General features: G+C 50.4%; 20 protein-coding genes. 11 read left to right on the forward strand and 9 right to left on the reverse strand.

Features of this window, described 5'->3' with window-relative positions; all coding sequences use genetic code 11:
• Positions 1 to 8: 8 nt before the first annotated feature.
• The 3 genes from nfo to F3F96_RS04625 all read right to left on the reverse strand — a co-directional run bounded on the left by nfo (position 9) and on the right by F3F96_RS04625 (position 2,446).
• Entirely contained in the window at positions 9 to 854 is an 846-nt protein-coding gene (gene nfo / locus F3F96_RS04615) for a deoxyribonuclease IV (protein WP_176962062.1), read from the reverse strand.
• 218 nt (positions 855 to 1,072) lie between these two features.
• Positions 1,073 to 1,948 carry a pyridoxal-phosphate dependent enzyme gene (locus tag F3F96_RS04620; protein ID WP_176962063.1) on the reverse strand — a complete coding sequence of 292 codons (876 nt, stop codon included), beginning with the start codon at positions 1,946 to 1,948 and terminating at the stop codon, positions 1,073 to 1,075.
• A gap of 3 nt (positions 1,949 to 1,951) precedes the next feature.
• A complete protein-coding gene (locus F3F96_RS04625; RefSeq protein WP_176962064.1) occupies positions 1,952 to 2,446 on the reverse strand; it encodes a cupin domain-containing protein in 495 nt (164 codons plus the stop codon).
• 180 nt (positions 2,447 to 2,626) lie between these two features.
• Between F3F96_RS04625 and F3F96_RS04630 the strand changes: the two genes are divergently transcribed.
• From F3F96_RS04630 to F3F96_RS04640, 3 genes are all read left to right on the forward strand, one after another.
• Positions 2,627 to 3,259 carry a response regulator transcription factor gene (locus F3F96_RS04630; protein ID WP_176962065.1) on the forward strand — a complete coding sequence of 211 codons (633 nt, stop codon included), beginning with the start codon at positions 2,627 to 2,629 and terminating at the stop codon, positions 3,257 to 3,259.
• A 141-nt stretch (positions 3,260 to 3,400) separates the two neighbouring features.
• Positions 3,401 to 4,123: an SIMPL domain-containing protein gene (locus tag F3F96_RS04635; RefSeq protein ID WP_176962066.1), complete on the forward strand. Its 723-nt coding sequence runs from the start codon at positions 3,401 to 3,403 to the stop codon at positions 4,121 to 4,123.
• Between the two features lie 83 nt (positions 4,124 to 4,206).
• Positions 4,207 to 6,348 (forward strand): EAL domain-containing protein, encoded by a 2,142-nt coding sequence (locus F3F96_RS04640; RefSeq protein ID WP_176962067.1) that lies wholly within the window; start codon positions 4,207 to 4,209, stop codon positions 6,346 to 6,348.
• Positions 6,349 to 6,407: 59 nt separating this feature from the next.
• Here F3F96_RS04640 and F3F96_RS04645 read toward each other — a convergent pair whose 3' ends face one another.
• Both F3F96_RS04645 and F3F96_RS12530 read right to left on the reverse strand, forming a co-directional pair.
• Positions 6,408 to 6,686 carry a peptidylprolyl isomerase gene (locus F3F96_RS04645; protein ID WP_176962068.1) on the reverse strand — a complete coding sequence of 93 codons (279 nt, stop codon included), beginning with the start codon at positions 6,684 to 6,686 and terminating at the stop codon, positions 6,408 to 6,410.
• Between the two features lie 39 nt (positions 6,687 to 6,725).
• Positions 6,726 to 7,154 carry a methylated-DNA--[protein]-cysteine S-methyltransferase gene (locus F3F96_RS12530; protein WP_187697826.1) on the reverse strand — a complete coding sequence of 143 codons (429 nt, stop codon included), beginning with the start codon at positions 7,152 to 7,154 and terminating at the stop codon, positions 6,726 to 6,728.
• An 89-nt stretch (positions 7,155 to 7,243) separates the two neighbouring features.
• Between F3F96_RS12530 and F3F96_RS04655 the strand changes: the two genes are divergently transcribed.
• Complete coding sequence (locus F3F96_RS04655; protein ID WP_176962070.1) at positions 7,244 to 7,654, forward strand: YqaA family protein; 411 nt, start codon at positions 7,244 to 7,246, stop codon at positions 7,652 to 7,654.
• A 9-nt stretch (positions 7,655 to 7,663) separates the two neighbouring features.
• Here F3F96_RS04655 and F3F96_RS04660 read toward each other — a convergent pair whose 3' ends face one another.
• The 4 genes from F3F96_RS04660 to F3F96_RS04675 all read right to left on the reverse strand — a co-directional run bounded on the left by F3F96_RS04660 (position 7,664) and on the right by F3F96_RS04675 (position 10,262).
• Complete coding sequence (locus F3F96_RS04660) at positions 7,664 to 8,107, reverse strand: gamma-glutamylcyclotransferase family protein (protein WP_176962071.1); 444 nt, start codon at positions 8,105 to 8,107, stop codon at positions 7,664 to 7,666.
• Positions 8,104 to 9,042, reverse strand: a complete 939-nt coding sequence (locus tag F3F96_RS04665) for an AEC family transporter (RefSeq protein WP_176962072.1) — start codon at positions 9,040 to 9,042, stop codon at positions 8,104 to 8,106. The genes F3F96_RS04660 and F3F96_RS04665 overlap by 4 nt, the downstream gene beginning before the upstream one ends.
• A gap of 98 nt (positions 9,043 to 9,140) precedes the next feature.
• Positions 9,141 to 9,581 carry an SsrA-binding protein SmpB gene (smpB, locus tag F3F96_RS04670; RefSeq protein WP_176962073.1) on the reverse strand — a complete coding sequence of 147 codons (441 nt, stop codon included), beginning with the start codon at positions 9,579 to 9,581 and terminating at the stop codon, positions 9,141 to 9,143.
• Positions 9,582 to 9,632: 51 nt separating this feature from the next.
• Positions 9,633 to 10,262, reverse strand: coding sequence for a TIGR04211 family SH3 domain-containing protein (locus F3F96_RS04675; RefSeq protein ID WP_176962074.1), 630 nt, complete (start codon positions 10,260 to 10,262; stop codon positions 9,633 to 9,635).
• A gap of 184 nt (positions 10,263 to 10,446) precedes the next feature.
• Between F3F96_RS04675 and F3F96_RS04680 the strand changes: the two genes are divergently transcribed.
• The 7 genes from F3F96_RS04680 (at position 10,447) to F3F96_RS04710 (ending at position 19,091) form a co-directional block, all read left to right on the forward strand.
• The gene (locus tag F3F96_RS04680) at positions 10,447 to 11,091 is read left to right on the forward strand and encodes an OmpA family protein (RefSeq protein ID WP_241697648.1); all 645 of its coding nucleotides are present in this window, start codon (positions 10,447 to 10,449) and stop codon (positions 11,089 to 11,091) included.
• Between the two features lie 83 nt (positions 11,092 to 11,174).
• Complete coding sequence (locus F3F96_RS04685) at positions 11,175 to 12,176, forward strand: hypothetical protein (protein ID WP_176962075.1); 1,002 nt, start codon at positions 11,175 to 11,177, stop codon at positions 12,174 to 12,176.
• An 18-nt stretch (positions 12,177 to 12,194) separates the two neighbouring features.
• Positions 12,195 to 12,614, forward strand: coding sequence for a CoA-binding protein (locus F3F96_RS04690; RefSeq protein WP_176962076.1), 420 nt, complete (start codon positions 12,195 to 12,197; stop codon positions 12,612 to 12,614).
• Between the two features lie 121 nt (positions 12,615 to 12,735).
• Positions 12,736 to 13,287 (forward strand): YSC84-related protein, encoded by a 552-nt coding sequence (locus tag F3F96_RS04695; RefSeq protein WP_176962077.1) that lies wholly within the window; start codon positions 12,736 to 12,738, stop codon positions 13,285 to 13,287.
• A gap of 115 nt (positions 13,288 to 13,402) precedes the next feature.
• Positions 13,403 to 14,944 (forward strand): tetratricopeptide repeat protein, encoded by a 1,542-nt coding sequence (locus F3F96_RS04700; RefSeq protein WP_176962078.1) that lies wholly within the window; start codon positions 13,403 to 13,405, stop codon positions 14,942 to 14,944.
• Between the two features lie 192 nt (positions 14,945 to 15,136).
• Positions 15,137 to 17,551, forward strand: a complete 2,415-nt coding sequence (locus tag F3F96_RS04705; RefSeq protein ID WP_176962079.1) for a pre-toxin TG domain-containing protein — start codon at positions 15,137 to 15,139, stop codon at positions 17,549 to 17,551.
• Positions 17,544 to 19,091: a hypothetical protein gene (locus tag F3F96_RS04710; protein WP_176962080.1), complete on the forward strand. Its 1,548-nt coding sequence runs from the start codon at positions 17,544 to 17,546 to the stop codon at positions 19,089 to 19,091. The genes F3F96_RS04705 and F3F96_RS04710 overlap by 8 nt, the downstream gene beginning before the upstream one ends.
• Positions 19,092 to 19,119: the final 28 nt, after the last annotated feature.

The following is a 19,119-nucleotide window of genomic DNA, read 5'->3' on the forward strand; positions in this document are numbered from 1 at the left end:
GCGTAAACCTAACCTTCAGCCAGAGAGTACAACAACTGAATCTCTTCGGGCCAGATGGTCTCATCAATCGTCTCAAGCACCATCGGGATATCATCAAAGGCTTCGTGATTCATAATGAAACGGAATGCATCCAGCCCCATCTCACCCTGGGTGAGCGAGTGGTGGCGATCCACGCGTGAGGCAAACTTGGCTTTGGAACCATTGAGATGCATGCCGCGCAGATAGTTATAGCCAACGACGGCATCAAATTCAGCAAAGGTTTTTTCGCAATCTTCAGGCGTACGCAGATCATAACCGGCAGTAAAGGTGTGGCAGGTATCAAGACAGACACCAACACGCGCCTTATCTTCAACACCATCAATGATCGCAGCCAGATGCTCAAAACGAAAACCCATATTACTGCCCTGACCACTGGTATTCTCAATCACCGCTGTCACACCCTCGGTTTGATCCAGCGCCCAGTTGATCGATTCGGCAATGCGTTTCAGGCAATCCTCTTCAGAGATCTTCTTCAGGTGTGAACCGGGATGAAAGTTGAGTAGTGGTAAGCCCAGCTGCTCACAGCGCTGCAACTCATCAAGAAAAGCGTGGCGTGATTTCGCCAGAGGCTCCTCTTCAGGATGCCCCAGATTAATCAGGTAGCTGTCATGCGGCAGTACATGTTTAGGCAAAATACCCGCTTTTTCCAGGTTAATTTTGAAGGCAGCAATGCTCTCATCTGTCAGAGGTTTAGCCGCCCACTGGCGCTGATTTTTGGTGAACAGCGCAAAGGCACTTGCTCCCATCTCCATAGCTCTTAACGGTGCGTTTTCAACGCCACCTGCTGCACTGGTGTGTGCTCCGACAAATTTCACATCAAACTCCTAGCCTGCATTATTCACAAACAGTACTGCACCCTTGCTTGTTCCTTCACTCGCAACGAATCCCTTATCAGTCGTTCGTATGCACGGCTACGCACTCTTTCTTCTGAATCCGTTGCGAGTAAAGCCCCGGCGCAATCATCACAGCGATTTATGAATAATGCAGGGTACAACTTCAATTCGGAGCGCAGACTAGCGAATCCCCACTGCAATCACAGACCCTTATGCCGATAGCGATCCAGCATCGTCTCATTACCCATCAGGCCGCCACTATGAACATAGAGAATGGTGCCTTCGATAGTGTCGATGTTTTGTAGCAACGTATGCCACATATTAGCCCCGTAGATCAGATCAAATTCTATACCCGCCTCTTTCAGCTCCCGGTATATATCGAGAAACTCCGGATAGGGTCTGGCAAAATGATGCTTCTTTTCATTTTCCAGAATGCGAAGATTCAGAGGCACGGCTCCCAACATGTCCATTTGCTGGATCAGATAATTGCTATCGCCAACGCAAGCGGTGGTCAGCACATTCACACCAGGAAGAGCCAAAGCAAGATAACAGGCCGTTGTTCCCGTGCCTGAAGGGGTGACCACGTTGAGCTTCTCAATACCCCGCTCCTGCTGCCACTGGCTTATCTCCCGGGCCAACACATTAATGCCGAGCTCTGCGATTGGGTCGGCACCGCCTTGCGGCACTAACAGTGTAGATGTATCAGCTGGCGAGCTGAGTGATGCAATGGCCGCGTCGTACTGTTTATGCTCCACTTCATGCAGCTGCATGCCGAGCTCCAATGCTCTCTTTAAATTGCCGGTCGGATTGGCCTTAAGACGTTCCGGCAGAAGCTTGCATGTGTAGTGAAAGGCCCACCCTTTCTGCTGGCAGAGTGCGGCAATAGAGAGCATGGCATTGGACTGTGTTCCACCGTAGGAGGTAATGCCGCGATAGCGCTCTGCCGGTGTCTGAATCAAACTATAAAGTTTACGATATTTGTTACCGCTGAGCAGTGGATCGATAAGTTCATCGCGTTTAACGAAATAGTCCCGGCCACGAAATCTAAAGGACTCCACATCAGAAAGAGGCTGCATCGCCTAACGTGTCAGCTTCTTTATTGCAGTCTGATGTTGCGGGTATTGTGACAACAGATGCTGGCGCGATGGCATCTCAAAATCAGCAAACTCAAAACCCGGTGCCACCGTGCAGCCAACCAGTGCAAAACCACCACTTGGCACACTTGCCCCGAACCAGTCACCCGCTTCCACCACCTGCTGAAAAAACTCGCCCTTTTCAGGATTTCGCCCCAGCCTCTTTTCCGAATAGTTACCTGCCGCATCAATGACATGCACAGTTAAGCCATCACCATCATAAAAGTGCCACAGCTCATCCTGTCTGATGCGGTGAAAGGCTGAGAATTCATCTCCGCTGAGCAGAAAGTAGATGCTGGTGCAGAAAGAGCGGGGCCCATCGAACTGGGCTGGCAGTCCCTGTTGCGGAATCATACTGGCAGAGCGATAAACCTCTCTGTACCACCCCCCTTCAGGGTGCTTCTGCAATCCTAACGATTCTATCCAGCCATTGGGTTCCATGCTTCCCCTTTTTGTTCAATTAATCTGGTGAGACCATATGAAAATCAGGGCACCTATGCAAAAGTGCATTTGACTGCTTTAATAAGCCTGAGTGGATAAAATTAACCTTTTGCCCATTTTTTCCGATAATCAGGTTACAGTCTGGTACGGATTCAACTATAACAACAAATGGGGGCGCAGATGATTTCAGTATATCTTGTTGATGATCACACCATGGTGCGCGCCGGATTCCGTCGCCTGCTGGAGACCGAAGATGACATTAACATCATCGGTGAAAAGGGCTGCGGTGAAGATGCCTACCCTGAATGTCTGGCTTTACAACCGGATGTGGTCGTGGCCGATATTGCCATGCCCGGTGAAGGCGGCCTCTCTTTTATCCGCCGACTGCTGAACAAAGATGAGAGTGCCAAAGTACTGGTGATGAGCATGCACGATGATGAAACCTTCGTATCCCATGCCATTCAGCTTGGTGCCAGAGGTTATCTCAGCAAGTCGGGAGACCCCAATGAATTGGCACAGGCCGTACGCTCTGTCGCCAAAGGTGACAGATGGGTCTCTCCGGAGATCGCCCAGCGCATGGTTTACAGTCTCGGTACTGGCAATGAATCACCCGTTGAGATTCTTACCACGCGCGAATTTGAGGTGTTTATTCTGCTCAGTGAAGGCAACAGTGTGATTGAGATCGGTAAAATCCTGCATATCAGTCCGAAAACCGTAAATGTGCATCGGGCCAACCTCATGGAAAAATTGAAGGTGAAAAATACAGTGGAGCTAGCCCATATCGCTATTCGCACGCAGATGATCCAGCCATAAACAGCTACACTCTTTTGTACACGCTTCACTAAACATTATCTTTCCGGGACAGGACAAACCTACTTCCTCAGAGTCATGCCGCTACAGGCGCTGCTGAATATTCACCTTGCAGAGTCTCAGAACCGCTCTCATACTGATCTCATGCGATTCCTACTTACTCTCTCCCTACTGCTCCTGATGCCTCTTCATGCTCAGGCTGAAGCCCCACAGCCTGCCGGCACACGCATTAATATCTCAGCCACCGCTGAAAGTGAGCTGCCCAATGATGAAGTGGTGATCTCCTTCCGCATTGAAAAAGAGGGCAAAGATGCCAATGCCATCCGCCAGCAGGTAAATCGGATCACCAGCCTGATTCAGAAACGGTTAAAAAAAGAGCAAGGTCTGAAGATAAAAACTACCAGTCGAAACATGCAGCCGGTATGGCACCATCCAAAGAACCAGCCTCGCATCCGCACCGCCTGGCGCATGAGCCAGACGGAACAGATCACCAGCAACAATCTTGAGGCCGTCCCGCAGTGGCTGGATGCGATTGAAAGCGAAGGCGCACAGCTCTCCAACCTGCAGTTCAAAGTGAGTCGAAAACTCTCGTTGCAAACGCAGGACACACTCCGACTCCAAGCTATCGAAACATTTCGCAGCAAGGCAGCCACGCTGGCCCAGGGGTTGGATGCCACAAGTTTTCGCATCATTCATCTCAACACCAGCAGTCAAACACCTCGCCCCGTTTTGTATCGATCTGAAATGGCGATGATGAGCAAATCAGCCGATGCAGGAGCGCCTGCCCTGTCAGCGGGAGAGGGCACTGTGCGCATCACCATCACTGGTGAAATCGAGATTCCGTTCACTGATTTCCCTTTGAAATAAAGCATTTACAGCGACTGGGCTGACAGGGGCCGATGTTTGTGATACCATAGCTATATATAGCTACGAAACAGGGAGGGGCTGGCTTGAATCAATCCAAGATCCTCATCGTTGAAGACCAGACCTCGCTAAGGGGTGCATTTGTCCAGATTCTGGAGAATGCAGGTTTTCTCACCTGCAGTGCTGAAGGTTATGATCAGGCTGTTGCCCTGCTCGATTCATCTATTGATCTTGCCCTGCTTGATGTTCAGTTAGAAGGGCGATCAGGACTGGAAATTCTCTCCTATATTCGGCAACACCATCCCGACTGCCCATCGATCATGATGTCCGGTTATGCTGACAAGAAAAACACCATCGAAGCACTGCGCCAGGGTGCCGTGGAGTACCTTGAAAAACCGGTCTCAGCGCATGAACTGGTTCATAGTATCAAGCACTGGATCGATTTTCGTGACCTGAAACAGGAGAACCAGCGCCTGCAGGATTTTCAGGCCATCTATCAACGACTCAAGGCTAATGAGATTCAGATACGCATGGCCAACGAACGACTGAATTTCCTTCTCACTTCAACCTCAGCAGTCATATATGCATCCGGGGTATCCGACAAATTCCCGACAACCTTTATCAGCGAAAATATTAAACGGCTATGCGGTTATGAAGCAGAGGAGTTCACCAGCCATCCGGGATTTCGCCTGGAGTGTGTTCATCCTGATGATCTTGAACATGTTCACACGGAGCTGGAGCGTGGGCTCAAACGCGGCAGCAATCGCTTCGAATATCGTTTCCAGCACAGGGATGGTCACTACTTCTGGGTAGGTGATGAGATTCGGGTTGAACAGGATAGTAATGGCCAGATTGAGTTTCTGGGTTTCATCGCCGATATCAGCCAGCACAAACAGAGTGAGGAGAAGATCAGGCAGATGGCCTACACCGATCTGCTCACAGGCCTGCCCAACCGCAGTCTCTATTATGACCGCTTGAAACAGGCCATTGCACAGGCCCACCGTAAGCAGACCAATATGGCCGTTCTATTTATGGATCTGGACTACTTCAAACCGATCAATGATGAGTTGGGTCATGAGTGGGGTGACAAGGCTCTCATCGAGGTGGGTAACAGACTGCAGGGGTGCATCCGTGAAACCGATACCGTAGCCCGAATTGGCGGCGATGAATTCAGCATCATTCTTGGTGAGATCGCCTCTGAGGAGTCCGCCTGCATAATAGCTGAGAAGGTAATCAGTCAAATTCAGAAGCCGATGATGCTCAAGGACTCCCACTATGTGCTTGGCGTCAGCATTGGCATCAGTCTGAAATCTGGTGAATCCAGTGATGCGGAAACCATCATGCGACTGGCCGATGATGCCATGTATCAGGCCAAGGAGATGGGACGCAACCGCTACTGTATCTATCGGGATTCCGGAGATGGTTTGCCCGATGAGCTGAATAGAGAGCTGAGCCTTGAAAAAGCACTGCGACAGGCCATCGCCAACAATGAACTGGTGATCTATTACCAGCCCAAGGTGGATCTGAAGGAGGGGGTGATCATCGGCACCCACGCCCTGCTGCGCTGGAGTCGCGGTGATGAAGGTATGGCGCTGCCCGACCAGTTCCTGCCACTGGCCAATAAAACAGGGCTTATCGTACCTATAGGCGAGTGGGTACTGCGCCATGCCTGCCTTCAGAACAGAGCCTGGCAGGAGTCAGGACTGCCCATTGTACCGGTATCGGTTAATATCACTGCTGAGCAGCTGCGCCATTCCGACTTCAGCAGGCTGGTGGCATCCATTCTTGATGAGAGCAAGCTATCCGCCGAGATGCTACAGCTGGAGATCAGTGAAAATGATCTGATGCAACATGCCTCTGGCGTCCTGCAGAGCATGAATGAGCTCAATGAACTGGGCGTGAAAATCACCATTGATAATTTTGGTGCTGGCTTCTTCTCGCTGCAGGCGTTGAAAACCATGCCGGTACACGAGCTGAAGATGAACCGCTCACTAATTAATCAGATTGGAGATAGTGGCGACAGCGGGCAGGTTGCCAATGCAATCATCGCTATGGGCCACATCCTCAATCATCAGGTGGTCGCTGAAGGCGTGGAGACAACGGAGCAGTTAAACTTTCTACGCGCGCATGACTCTGATGGCATGCTCGGTTACCTATCCAGTCCGCCGGTGCCAGCTGATGAGATTATTCAACAGCTGAAAAACAGGCGATCGATGCTTAAAGCGTGAATCTTCGAGCATAAAAAAAGGCGGGGAAACCCCGCCTTTTTTATGATAGATCAATACAATTAACTGCGGCTGGTAACTTCCAGAAGGTGATAACCAAACTGGGTCTGAACCGGCCCCTGTACAGTTCCAACTTCAGCGGAAAAGACCACTTTATCAAATTCAGGAACCATCATGCCCGGACCGAACTCGCCCAGATCACCACCATTGCGGCCGGATGGGCAGCTGGAATTATCGCGTGCGATATCAGCAAAATCAGCGCCGCCTTCGATAGCTGCTTTCAGCTCATTACACTTCTCTTCGGTATCCACCAGAATATGGCGGGCAGTTGCTACGATCATATCTACTCCGTTTTTCAGATTTTGCCGGACACTAACAGCTTAAAAGCCACGTTCAAATTTGAGCAGTCTCTTCTTCCACTCAAGGCCACAAGCGAAACCACCCAAGCCATCAGCTGCAATCACACGATGACAGGGGATAAGAATCGGCAGGGGATTGGCCCCCAGCGCCTGCCCCATAGCCCGCGCTGATGTATGAAGTTCTTTGGCAAGCTCGCCATAGGTGCGCACTTCACCGGCGGGAACCTTTACCAACCCTTCACGCATAATCGCCTGGAAATCGCTGGCGGGCTCAGCCAGCGGCGGTAACGACAGACTCTGGCGACTGAAATAGGCATCAAACCAGTCTGATACCGGATCATTGTTGAGTGCCTTGTCATCTGCACTCTCATCCAGCCAGATGTGCAGACAGCGCTCACCATCCCACTCATAAGAGATCGGGCCAAGTGGGGAGTCATAAAAGTAGATCATATTCAAATTCTACGTCGCATTGGAGCAGAGAACATCCATTTTCATATTCAGACTATCTCTGCATCTATGCCTGCCGTTAGTCTTAGCGCATGGATTGGCCCCTCTTTTTCTCCGCACTGATCTCCTCAACCCTCTTCCCCGGCGGTTCGGAAGTTCTACTGCTCTATCGGCTGAATGAGGGGGGTAATATTGTGGCTCTGGTTTTAATCGCCACCCTCGGCAATGTGCTCGGCAGTCTAATCACCTACGGTATGGGTCGACTCGGCAATGCGGCCGTGCATAAGAGGTGGCTGAGAATCTCTGAGACACAGACTGAAAGGGCCGAACAGTGGTTTGAGAAATATGGCAGGCCATCCCTGCTGCTGGCCTGGCTGCCGATTGTTGGCGATCCGCTCTGCCTGGCAGCTGGGCTGATGCGCTGTCAGCTGATCACATTTCTGGTTCTGGTTTCAATAGGTAAACTGGCCAGATATAGCGTGCTGGCCATTCCGTTTATTTAATCTGAAACTTTAAATTCCAGCCTCGAGGCGCAGTTCACTGACATACGCCATCGGCAGTTTATGCTCAATCAAACCATCGATAATAAAGCTGAGGTACTCCGGTGTGGGAGGGTTGGCTGTCATCAGATTCGACTGATAACTCCATACGCTCCGTTTTTCCCCGGCCTGCTCCACCTCGACTTCAATGCGCTGATAGCCCAACTCCAGCCTATCCAGCTGCTTCCAGTGCTTTGATTTAATCTCATACAATACGCCGTACACCTGTGCACCGTCCTGACTCATCAGATTGGCTTTGCCGGAGCCATCTTTGCCCAGCTTATTACAACACCAGGTAAAACCATCCAATTTGGCAAGGCCAAGCGCTCTGGCTGAGGGCACCCGCGCCAGCAAGCGCCGGCTCGACATATTGGAGCCATATGCAAAATAGAGATCCCGTTTAGCAGAGAAGATCATGAGACCAGCTGCAGCCAGAACGGCAGCGTTAGCAGTGAGAGCAGCGTTGTCACCGTCACCGCTTCTGCGTAGAGCGTTGTGTCGAGTTTAAAGCGATCACAGATCACCAGTCCCAGAACCATCGTCGGCATCGCACCCTCAATCACCGCAGGCGCAAGCAGCTTTTCCGGCATACCAACACCGATCGATGCGCCCCATGCAATCAACGGCATCAGGGCCAGTTGAATCAACACCACAGGAAGAAGTACCGGAACGCGACCAAGCCAGCCAGCCTGCCAGCGCAATGCCATACCAACAGAGAGCAGCATCAGTGGCACCACGGCCGCACCGAGTATCGACAGTGACCGCTCCAGCCACTCTGGCATGGGTACCTGAAACATACTCAACAGCAGAGCGCCAATAGCTGCCCACAGAGCAGGCACCTGCAGCAGTGAAGTCAGTGGATGCATGCCTTTTCCGGAAGATCCGTAGTAACCGGCGACCATAATCCCGACAGTAAACAGAATCGGAGTACTGGCCAGAAGATCAAACTGGATCGCCACCACCTGCGACCATTCACCGAAGGTCTGCGTCAGTACAGGCAGACCAAGATAGGAGAAGTTACCAAAGGCCGAGGCAAGCAGCAGTGCGCCCACAGCTCTGTTGGGCGAGGCAACTTTCATGAAACCTTTGACCAGATGACCGCTGGAGTAGATCAGAAATGCTGCCAGCAGAGAGAGCAGCACACTGATTGCGGAGACCAGTGGCACCCGCACCATATTAATGTCAACCGGCACCTGCCAGAGCACATGCAACACCAGCGCAGGCAGAAACACCTGATAGACAGCTTTGGCCAGATGAGAGCGGATGCTCTCTGCACTGTCGTTACCAAGCACCAGTCGCCAGATGATGCCGGCAATAATGATGACGGCCATGCCGAGAAGAACATTAAACATATGCCAACCCTACATGCTCAAAGAGCCTGTCACTATCCAATCTGGAGAATTGCAAATTTACGGGACTTGGGTTTACCAACAAGGGATAGTCAGCTGAGTTATACCTTATACTGGCGTTGCAGATCACGCCTGACATCGCGCTCTTTCACATCATGGCGCTTATCGTGCATCTTCTTACCACGCGCCAGTCCGATCTCGAGCTTGGCAAAACCACGCTCGTTAAAATAGAGCTTTAACGGCACTACCGTCAGACCCTTCTCTTTCAGCTTGCCCAGCAGTCGCTCCACCTCTTTTTTGTGCAGCAGTAACTGCCTGGAGCGGGTGGGATCATGCGGGTTATTCATTGCCGCAGGCTTGTAGGGACTGATATGACAACCGATCAACAACACACGATCTTTGCGAACAATGCAGTGGGCTTCGGCCAGGTTGGCCAGACCGTTACGGATAGACTTCACCTCAGGACCGGTCAAAATCATGCCCGTATCATAGGTTTCCAGAATGTGATATTCGTGCCGGGCACGCCGATTTACAATAGCCATGTGCGAATGCTAACCCGAATTCCTTAAGTGACCAGTAATGGTGTTTGCAGGTTAATAACCACCCCAGCGTTTCTTTTTGCGCAGACGCACATATGGCAGCAGCAGCCCAAGCAACACGCCGAGCAAAATCGCCCCGCCGCCGAGCATAAACCAGCGCTGATGTGCACTACTGGTGATATCGTCGGTCTCCTGACGGAACTCCTGCAGCTCTTTTTTCGATGCCTCCGCCTCACTTTTAAGCAATTTGTTTTCGGCAATCATCTCTGCTGCTGCAGCAGCAGTTTTCTTCAACAGTGCCAGTTCCTTCACTAAACTATTGTTTTCAGACTGCAGACGATTTCGTTCCCGCTCAGCCAACACTTTCTGCTTCTTTAGCTCGCCCAGCTGACTTAGCTCCTTCTCAAACTGCTCCAAACGATCTCTGGCTGCAGGCACCTTCATCAGATAACGGCTTAAAATCCACCCCTCTTTTCCATCTGAGCTCCTGATATGCGAGTACCCTTCAGCCGACTGACCAAGCAGCTCCACGGCGGCTCCACTGGGCAGCAGGCGAACAATTTTATGGCCGGTACTCTGCCCTGACCGCATCTGAAACTTGGCCTGATCAACGATATATCGCGTCTCCGCCTGCGCACTGCCTACAAACACGAACAGTAAAATAAGTACAACTGAAATCCTCATAAAGACCTGTCTCCCACATAGATAATTCGCTGAGTATCATAGTTTTTCAACGGAAAATCCAAGCCTTTAGCAAAGCTGATCCGATTTCCCGGAATCACGCCACTAAAAGAGTGGAAACGAGGCGCTTGCCGATCTTTAATCCCTTGTCTACACTGCTGCTTCAGGGAAAGGGAGTTTGACTAACATGAAGTTCAGATTTTTGCTGATTTCTTTTATACTTTTGCTCTCATCGTGCAGCACGATTGAGGCGATGTTCGGGCCTGAAACCGTCCATTCGACCCGTGGCGATGTGATGACTGAAAACGATCAGCTGGAGACAGAGATCTCCTCACTGAGGCAGGAACTTAAGCAGCTTGATCAGGAGATCGCGGCTCAGAAGTCCAGCGAAGTTGCGCGCTTGGAGGCCGATGCTCAGGCAGACATGGCCAGTAGTAGCTTAATCGCCAATGACCGCCTCTGGGTTACCGTATCCTTTCGTTCAGGTTACATGGAGCTAACCAGGCAGTCCCGCAGCGCGCTCAAACGGCTGGCTGAAAAGTTTCTCTCCAAACCAAGAATACAGTCACTTGATGTGCGTGGTTTCACAGATGATGAGCCTATTGGTGGCTATGCACACAATAGACACAATCCACGTCATCCCTACCAGAGTAATCTGGAGCTGAGTCAGGCACGTGCAGATAATGTTGCCTCAGCCCTGGTCAAAGCAGGTATTCCGCAAGACTCCACCCATGCAGAGGGTTTTGGAGCCACTAACTTTGCAGCGGATAATGCAACAGCTGAAGGGCGCGCTAAAAACCGTCGTGTTGAGATCCATCTTGTTAAAAAATAATTCTCCGGATTGACTGAGTAGCCCGGATAAAACCGGGCTATTTTTTTGCCGGAAACACGCGCTAAAACAGAGGAAATAGAGCCATGGCAGAGCAGAAACAACCGGGTGAAAGCATACGCGATATCGGCTTTCCGATGCTTATTGCCATCACCGCGCTTCTTCTTGTTCTCATCTCCGGCATTGTAAACTATCGCCAGAACAATCTGGCCACGATCGAAAGCGGTCTCAGAGATACCAGAGATCAGCTGCAGCTGGCCAAAAATGATATTGCAGACATGAAGGTAAGAACCCTGCAACAGCTGGTGGAGGCCGAGCTCACAATCAGAAACAGAGACAGACTACTGGATGAGAAGGATGAACTGAGCGACAAACTCAGTGATGCCAATGCCAGAATTAAAGAGCTGGAAGAGCAGGTCAGAGAACTTGACCGCTCTCTGGAGAGCAAGAAAAAACTGCTCGCCAAGGCAGTAAAAAAACCAAAAACCACAGCTAAGAAAAAAACTACCGCAAAAGCCAGCACAAAACCTAAACCCAAAGCAACAAGCAAGGCCGCAACAATTGAAAAGGCTAACACTGCTGTAAAAACAGTAGCAGATAAAAAGCCTCTGGTAGCTGACAAGAACCCGGTTATTGAGAAGGTCAAAGCTGCAGAAGATGCTCCGATTACTGACAAGATCCCTGCAGCTGAAAAGCAGCTGGCCATCGAGAAAGCGCCTGTCGTTGCAGAGCACCAGCAGATTGAAAAAGCAGTGGCAGCTGAGAAACCACAGTCTGCTTCCACAGCCAAACCTTCTGAAGCCCTCGCTGATCTGGATATATTTACACTGAACATCGCAACTTCTCTACAACAGAGCATTGGTGAGCAACTCGGAAAATCAGGTTTCAGGGCCAAGTTCCCTGAAAAACGGCAATCGATGAAGATGACCAAAGAGACCACCGTATTCTACTATGCTAAGAGTTACAAACCTGTGGCAGAACAGCTGGTTAAAGATCTCACGGATATCACCAAAGGCAAGGTCATCCTCAGAAAAGGGGCCAGCCCATTCAGTATGAATAAGATTATCGCCCACATCATTGCCGAATAGCATGGCCTTCAATCCTCAATGAGCTGGAAGAACCCGGGCGATAAAACCATATCCCGCATTCTCAGCGAGGCCAAAACAGTCGCTGTTTATGGCTGCTCCCCAAAAGAGGATCGAACCAGCTATCACATCACCGCATTTCTGATTGAGCAGGGTTACCGCGTCTACCCTGTACACCCAATAGCGGAAACCATTCTCGGTCAGCAGGTCTACCCGGATCTCGCCTCAATCCCTGAACACGTGGATATTGTTAATGTCTTTCGCAAAGCTGAATTCACGCCTGAAGTGGCACGACAAGCGGTGGAGATAGGAGCAGGGACATTGTGGCTACAGCTGGGCATCATCAATGCAGAGAGCTGGAAAATTGCTACGGGCGCAGGACTGGGTTGTGTCATGGATCGCTGCATCGAAGTGCAATATCAGCGACTGGTGAAACAGTAGTCAGCAGTTAAACGCCCCCCCTGTTTTGAAGTTGGCCGCGTGATACAAATCATATCTAACCACGACAAACAGACGCAGAGTTTGCTATAGTTACAGTAACGACCTGATAAAGGAGGCCTCTATGAAAGCAGTTACGATTCGATTAAGCGCCCTGTTTCTTGCGCTTAGCCTGTTCAGCATACCCCTTACTGCCAATGCAGCGAGCAAGACAGAGATCAATGCCAAGGTCAAAGCGACCATGACCACATTCTATTCGCAGGTAAAATCGGGAAAAGAGCTGGCCAATAAAGCCGTGGCTATTCTCGTGTTTCCTGACGTATTCAAGGCCGGTATCGGTATCGGTGGTGAGTATGGTGAGGGTGCCATGCTTGAGGCTGGCAAAACCACGGGTTACTACAGTACAGCAGCCGCATCCATCGGTTTTCAGCTCGGCGCGCAGGTGAAATCTCAGGTGATTATGTTTATGACCCGGCAGGCCTTGCGGGACTTTAAACATAGCGAAGGGTGGAAGGCCGGTGTCGATGGCAGCGTTGCTCTGGTCACGATCGGTGCCGGCGGTGAAATCGACTCCAACACGGTCAAAGATCCGATCATCGGCTTCATCTTCTCCAACAAGGGGCTGATGTACAATCTCACCTTTGAGGGCGCCAAGATCACCAAACTCGACAAATAACGCGGACTCGTCGGGACGCGTGCGGCTCGCACATGACAGCTGCCGGTCTGATAAGGCATGCTCGCGAAAGTCTATATCCACAAGAGAAGGAACAGCGCTGATGTAACCGTTCAGAATGGTTCATGGTAAGTTCTATGCGGAACCCTTCCACAAGAATGACATCTATTTAATCGCTGGTTATAATCAAACCATGCGCCGCTTTTTCACCACCCTCTTCTCTGGATTATTATTTGCCTCTCAAGCCATTTCAGGCCCCTATGAGGATGGCGGCATCTCGCATTACAACAATGAGAGACTTTCTACCTATCTCGCAGAAACAGCCAAGGCGGCTGGTACCGGTGATGCTGTGGCCCAATTTAATCTCGGCTACCTTTACTCCAGAGGTTTTGGTCTTACCCAAGACCCTATGAAAGCTCTGATGTGGTTTCAGAAATCGGCCGAACAGGGGTTAACCCGGGCACAAAATCATCTTGGTCTGGCATACATTGAAGCACGCGGCGGGGTTTCTCAAAACTACAAAGAAGCAGCCCAATGGTTCCGTAAATCAGCAGCGCTGGGAGATGCTGAGGGAGCCTATCTGCTTGCAGGGCTCTACTCGGAAGGGTTGGGGGTATCGCAAAGCCATGCCAATGCCATGAAGTGGCACCTGCAAGCTGCCGAACAGAACCATGCCTATGCCCAGCTCTCTCTGGGGCTTCACTACAGCAAAGGCCACGGGGTGGAGAAGAACAAAACTCTGGCTCACATGTGGTTTGATCTGGCTTCTCAAAACGGAAGTGACCGTGCTCGTGAATACGAGCACGAACTAGTCCAAACGATGTCCGGTCAAGAGATCAGAGAAGCTGAGAGGCTACGCAACAAATGGCTCGACGAGCATCAGAGTCTGGAAGAGGGCTATTTTGCAACACGCGATATGTTCAGCAAAAAGTTTGCAACAGAAGCAGCAGTCGATGAACGGCCAGCGTTAGCGGCGCTGGAAAACCAGATAAGAGCCATCGTGGGGGCGGTCAAGATTGAAGGGTTCTCAGGGCAGGGCCATATCAATATAAGGACTCTTAAGGCTGAACCCGGCTACGCCCAGGTTGATGGCCTCAGGTTCAAATCCAACCGCGAAGTTCTTTTTGTCACGACGCAAGGCCTGCTTAAGCACTATCTGGCTGAGCACCCGAAACTTCCACAAACAGTGGAGGAAACTTCAAAGCATGAAGATTTTTACCGGCGCGTTTTTCATGCGGATGCTGGAGTCATGCTCTATACGGAAGTGCCTGCAAATCCTACGAAGGGGCAATCATTCGCACAGGCATTTCTGGGTGTCAGTGGACAAGATACTATCCCCTCCATTCCCAATGAACTTTTTGTTTTTGTTGTAATGGAAAAGCAGATTCGCCTGATTAATGTCCCCTCATCTGCGGAGATATCCGACATCCAACAATGCAAGAGCAAATGGGACATCTCTCGCACTAAGGGAGCTGATGCCCTTGCCAAGTATCATGCTTCGCAGAGTCAGGATCAGAAGGCCTATGAGGAGTATCGCCGCCAGGAAGAGGAAGGCGTTGCAGCCTATCGAGACTGTTTTGCCAAAGAGTCAAAGAATCAGCCTTGGTATAATGCTCTGAAAACTCAGGCCCAATCATTGGTGAACCGCCTGCAGAACTAATCGATTGCCTCATAGCCCTCGATAAACTCTAAAAAGTCGGTTCAATAGTCTTCGCTCTCTTTGATATCATTAAGGGTTAAAAATCTCCAGAAACCCTGCTAATATAGTTGGACTATGGGAAGCAGTCTTCGGGCTCATCCTTAAAGCTCGCCTTGCCCAAACTCAGGAGTTCTCTATGGAACGAGAAATATCATGTTAAAACAGCTCCTGTTTTCAGCATGCATCTCTCTAGCCTGCTTCGCCCTTCCTGCCACTGTTTTCAGTGCATCCACTCAACAACCACCCGATGCCGCCATCTCTCTTCGCCAGATAGAACAGGATCGCACTCGTCTTCTGAATCATACTCGCCAACTTATCAACACCGTATTAGAAGAGATGCGCCTAGAGGCGATTCGAAAATCAAACGGGCTTAGAAACAAAATTTATAACCTTGAGAGCCAATATTCCGAATCGCTCTTTCTGGAAATTCAGGACGAAGCACAGTGGGTGGCAATGGCTTTCGGAACCGATGTGAATTCGATGGCGGGCTATTACCGACTGGCAAAACTGATTATCGGAAAGGTAGAACCGACGCAAACCCTCCGGGAAAGTTACGGCATTCAATACTCCAGCAAGGTAAAACGGCAAGAGGATGTTGAAGCGTTCCGCAGAGGATTACGTGACAATGTCGCAGTCTCCTATCTTCGCCACCTGATTAAGGAACCACCGGAAAAGGCGCTGAAGGGCTTCAGGCAATACACCGAGGCGCTGAGAAAACTTCAGATTGCAGAGCAGTTCAAGGCCGAGGCCGAAGTCATGGAGATTGCGGCAAATCAGGAACTGATGCGCGACCTAGCAAGCGGTGTTCCACTGCTAAGCGATGCAGTGGATATCGTTGGGGTGGTGACGGGTGAAAATGCCTTTACCGGAGAACAGCTATCTGGAATGCAGCGCACCTTTGATGGGCTACTTGTTTTGGTGCCAAATGCTCTGGAAATCTATTTTACAAAATCTCCCCAGTTTGCCGAGGGAGCGAAAAAATTTATTGCACGGATCGATGCTGCCGACTCGGCTTCCTTAAATAAAATGGCCAGCGCGATGGGGCGTTCAGTTCACGACATTGGCGCTTTGCAGAAGAAGCTGAAAAAAACACTCGCCGCAGCAGAACACAAATCGAAAAAAGTCATGGGTGACATGTTGGAGAAACTTCATAGTTCCCGACTGACCAAGCAGCAGCAGAAGCTTGATGATGAGCTGGATAATATATTTGATTTTCTTGTTAAGACCGATGAGATCGACCCTTCCAGCGTGAGGCTTTGGGAGGCGGCTGAGCGGCAGGGCAAAGCCAGGGTTGAACAGCTGGATGACGTGTTTAAGGCTAGTGCCGGTCAGGCCGATGACCTTGCACTTCTGGAGGCCTATCAATCCGTCCGGCAGGACAAGCGGGCACTGACCCAGTTGCAAGGGGATCAATATCTGGAATTGCGAAAACAAATCCAGAATGTCGAAAACAATCTCTTCTCACACGTTGATGGAGCCGGAGCCTTAACCGTTGGCAAGGTGGATGTTGATGCGATTGCCGATATAAAAAGCGGCTTGCGGAGGCCAATCAACCTGAATGACATTGCAAGGATCAAGGCAAAGGCTGTTGATAGCCGCACCGCAGATGAGATTCTAAGGCTGAAAACCGCTCAGGCACGAGAAAGGATAATCAGTGCGGTAAGAAACCATGGTAACAAGAGCGGGGCAGGGCCAGCCAGCGGTTATCTCGATGAAGCACTCGATTTCGACAATATGGAGATCACCGTCTTTAATGCCACCAACAAACCTCCGGCTCCGGGCAAAGTCGGATTCGACCGCGACATCACCTATCAAGTGGTTATTCCGGAGCGTAGCATGATGGTTCGCAACCCTCGAACAGGAGCTATAGAGCGAGTAACGGTTCCGGCACAAAAGATTGATGTGCCTGCAGAGTTAGTGGAGGAGCATTATCACACCAGCCTCTATCGCAACCTGAACCCGGGCAAGCCGCTCCCTTCCCGGCGGGACATTCTAGCATTTGGCAGCAGGATGGATCATCAGGTGACCGATGCCTTCCATAAGGATGCTTATCATCTGGACCTTGAGAATGTCACAGACTATTTCAAAGATCCCACACTGCTCTCCGGACAGGGTGCGAGGGTCGAGGATTTTTCGTCAACAGTGAGCTATAAGTCAGAGCACTGGTTTGATCTGGCTGAGAAAACCAGAAGCGGCGGCAATGCTATGGGTGCGATGGCTGAGACAGCCGAAGGGATGCGGCAGGCCAGCAAACAGTATGAAAACTACATGACCAAAATCGTGGCCTATAACGGACTGAATGCGGTGGATCATCTACCGGTCAAACTCCAGAAAGGTATGCATATCTTCAGACGCGTTGGTGAGGGGAAACTCTCAGTTCCGCAGGCAGAAGCGGCGCTGAAACATATGGGACTCACCAAGGCCGAGGTTGTTGAACTCTTCGGCCAGCAGTTTGAATCCATTGTCAAACTGGCCAGAAAAAAGGAGTTGCTCAAAGAGGCCGCGAAAACCGCTGTCCGCGGTGGTGAGACACTAAGCGACTTAAGACAGGGTGATGCCGATGAGTAGAAGCATCCTGCTGATCACCCTGCTTGTTGGCTCCCTGCTGCCCGAATTTATAATGGCGACAGATAACGTTTCACCCCAGAGTGAAATCAAACGAATGGCTGCGGAGTACAAAGCCTATAAGGAAGAGGCCCGCCTCATTGTGAAAGGAAAAAAACCGTTGCCCGAATATTTCTCTCTGATTGATAGGCTTGAAGGCCTTGAGGAGGAATTGGAATTGCTTGGCATCATTTTAGAAAAAGAAAGCGAAGATTTCACTCTCCTCCCCTTCGAAATTGAAGCCTATTTTAACCAAGTTGGTGAGACGCCTCTTTCAGGCTATGCCAGCAACGGTGATATCGTCGCTTTTTCCGCCAAGATTGAGCACCCCGATAACGAAGCGCCTCATGCCACCGAGCTGTTCTGGCAGCTCTACGATGCCAATGGGAATCCGGTTGAAGGTGTAGAGAAGCGGGAAAGAACACTGGAAGCAGGAACAACAAAAGCGTACTCCTTTCGCTTCCGGCTGGATAATCTGGCTGCAGGAACTTACAAGGTTGGTCTGACCCATTACCTGCTGGAAAACCCAGAAGTGATTATCCAGAAGAGTGTCCCTTTTAAAGTCTTTGATGCCGCCAGCATCAAGAAGATTGTGGTTACAGATGCTCCGAAGCGCTTTGAACATAAGAGCTTTCTCACCAATGACAAACTGCCGCACATCTACATGTTCTATTCCCTCGCCAAAGGTGTGAAAGTGGCTACTGCTACCATTACTGTAACCGATGCAAAAACTGGTGATTTGATAACCTCAATTGCCCGAGAGCAGCCAGCAAAGAAAAACTCTTTCGGAATTCGTCTGGAAAAGGGCAGTTATAAGCCTGAGCAGAATTTTAAAGTGACGGTAGAGCTGCAAACCCCGGACGGCAAGGTGAAGTCGAATGAAACCACCTTTGCGGTGGGCTATTATCAGGTCAAACTGAGCATGCCGAGGCATCTCCAGTCCAGTAAAGCTGCGAAATTTCGCATTGATGTGCCAGCTCACTTCAAAGCACCACTTACCATCAATCTCAGCCCCTCAAACGGTCTGATCCTTCATCATAAAGGCAATGCTCTTAGCGGCACGGTTACCGGTGTTGCTACGGATTATAATCTATCTGCCTCTCTCGCAGTAACAGTAACAGACAGCGCTGGGCGGAAAGGTAAAGGCATGCTTAGTACTCTTATCCAGGCCAAGCCTAAGCCTAAAAAAGTCCTTTCCTCTATGCGGTCAGGGAGTGCAGATGGCAAGGTTCCTTACAGTTACAGTTGTAATGTGAAACGCCCTGGATACGGATCCATTGGTTTTACCGCTTATGTAAAAGTACAGGGTGGCTGGATTACACCAGTAACAATTAATGGCAAAAAAGGATATGCAAATAAGAGGTGGCTGAATCAGTTCAAAGAGATTGCCTCTAGGTATCTGAGCTCTGGCGGCAACCTTAATCTAACTCAAGAACTTTTTACTGTTTACAGTGATGAGAGCTCGGAACGAGTTCCTCACAATTGTCTCCAATATGCAAGGTGACAGGCCCGAGGGAGCCCATGAATATTGA

This window comes from Mariprofundus sp. NF, assembly GCF_013387455.1.
Lineage (GTDB): Bacteria > Pseudomonadota > Zetaproteobacteria > Mariprofundales > Mariprofundaceae > Mariprofundus.

What these genes read in the sequence shown, in the direction of transcription:
- F3F96_RS04660 (WP_176962071.1), bottom strand. Translation starts at nt 8,107, where the DNA reads ATGATCTTCTCTGCTAAACGGGATCTCTATTTTGCATATGGCTCCAAT.
- F3F96_RS12530 (WP_187697826.1), bottom strand. Translation starts at nt 7,154, where the DNA reads ATGATCTACTTTTATGACTCCCCACTTGGCCCGATCTCTTATGAGTGG.
- F3F96_RS04625 (WP_176962064.1), bottom strand. Translation starts at nt 2,446, where the DNA reads ATGGAACCCAATGGCTGGATAGAATCGTTAGGATTGCAGAAGCACCCT.
- F3F96_RS04645 (WP_176962068.1), bottom strand. Translation starts at nt 6,686, where the DNA reads ATGATCGTAGCAACTGCCCGCCATATTCTGGTGGATACCGAAGAGAAG.
- F3F96_RS04705 (WP_176962079.1), top strand. Translation starts at nt 15,137, where the DNA reads ATGTTAAAACAGCTCCTGTTTTCAGCATGCATCTCTCTAGCCTGCTTC.
- smpB (WP_176962073.1), bottom strand. Translation starts at nt 9,581, where the DNA reads ATGGCTATTGTAAATCGGCGTGCCCGGCACGAATATCACATTCTGGAA.
- F3F96_RS04620 (WP_176962063.1), bottom strand. Translation starts at nt 1,948, where the DNA reads ATGCAGCCTCTTTCTGATGTGGAGTCCTTTAGATTTCGTGGCCGGGAC.
- F3F96_RS04710 (WP_176962080.1), top strand. Translation starts at nt 17,544, where the DNA reads ATGAGTAGAAGCATCCTGCTGATCACCCTGCTTGTTGGCTCCCTGCTG.
- F3F96_RS04675 (WP_176962074.1), bottom strand. Translation starts at nt 10,262, where the DNA reads ATGAGGATTTCAGTTGTACTTATTTTACTGTTCGTGTTTGTAGGCAGT.
- F3F96_RS04630 (WP_176962065.1), top strand. Translation starts at nt 2,627, where the DNA reads ATGATTTCAGTATATCTTGTTGATGATCACACCATGGTGCGCGCCGGA.
- F3F96_RS04690 (WP_176962076.1), top strand. Translation starts at nt 12,195, where the DNA reads ATGAGCTGGAAGAACCCGGGCGATAAAACCATATCCCGCATTCTCAGC.
- F3F96_RS04685 (WP_176962075.1), top strand. Translation starts at nt 11,175, where the DNA reads ATGGCAGAGCAGAAACAACCGGGTGAAAGCATACGCGATATCGGCTTT.
- F3F96_RS04635 (WP_176962066.1), top strand. Translation starts at nt 3,401, where the DNA reads ATGCGATTCCTACTTACTCTCTCCCTACTGCTCCTGATGCCTCTTCAT.
- F3F96_RS04655 (WP_176962070.1), top strand. Translation starts at nt 7,244, where the DNA reads ATGGATTGGCCCCTCTTTTTCTCCGCACTGATCTCCTCAACCCTCTTC.
- F3F96_RS04680 (WP_241697648.1), top strand. Translation starts at nt 10,447, where the DNA reads ATGAAGTTCAGATTTTTGCTGATTTCTTTTATACTTTTGCTCTCATCG.
- F3F96_RS04695 (WP_176962077.1), top strand. Translation starts at nt 12,736, where the DNA reads ATGAAAGCAGTTACGATTCGATTAAGCGCCCTGTTTCTTGCGCTTAGC.
- F3F96_RS04700 (WP_176962078.1), top strand. Translation starts at nt 13,403, where the DNA reads ATGGTTCATGGTAAGTTCTATGCGGAACCCTTCCACAAGAATGACATC.
- F3F96_RS04665 (WP_176962072.1), bottom strand. Translation starts at nt 9,042, where the DNA reads ATGTTTAATGTTCTTCTCGGCATGGCCGTCATCATTATTGCCGGCATC.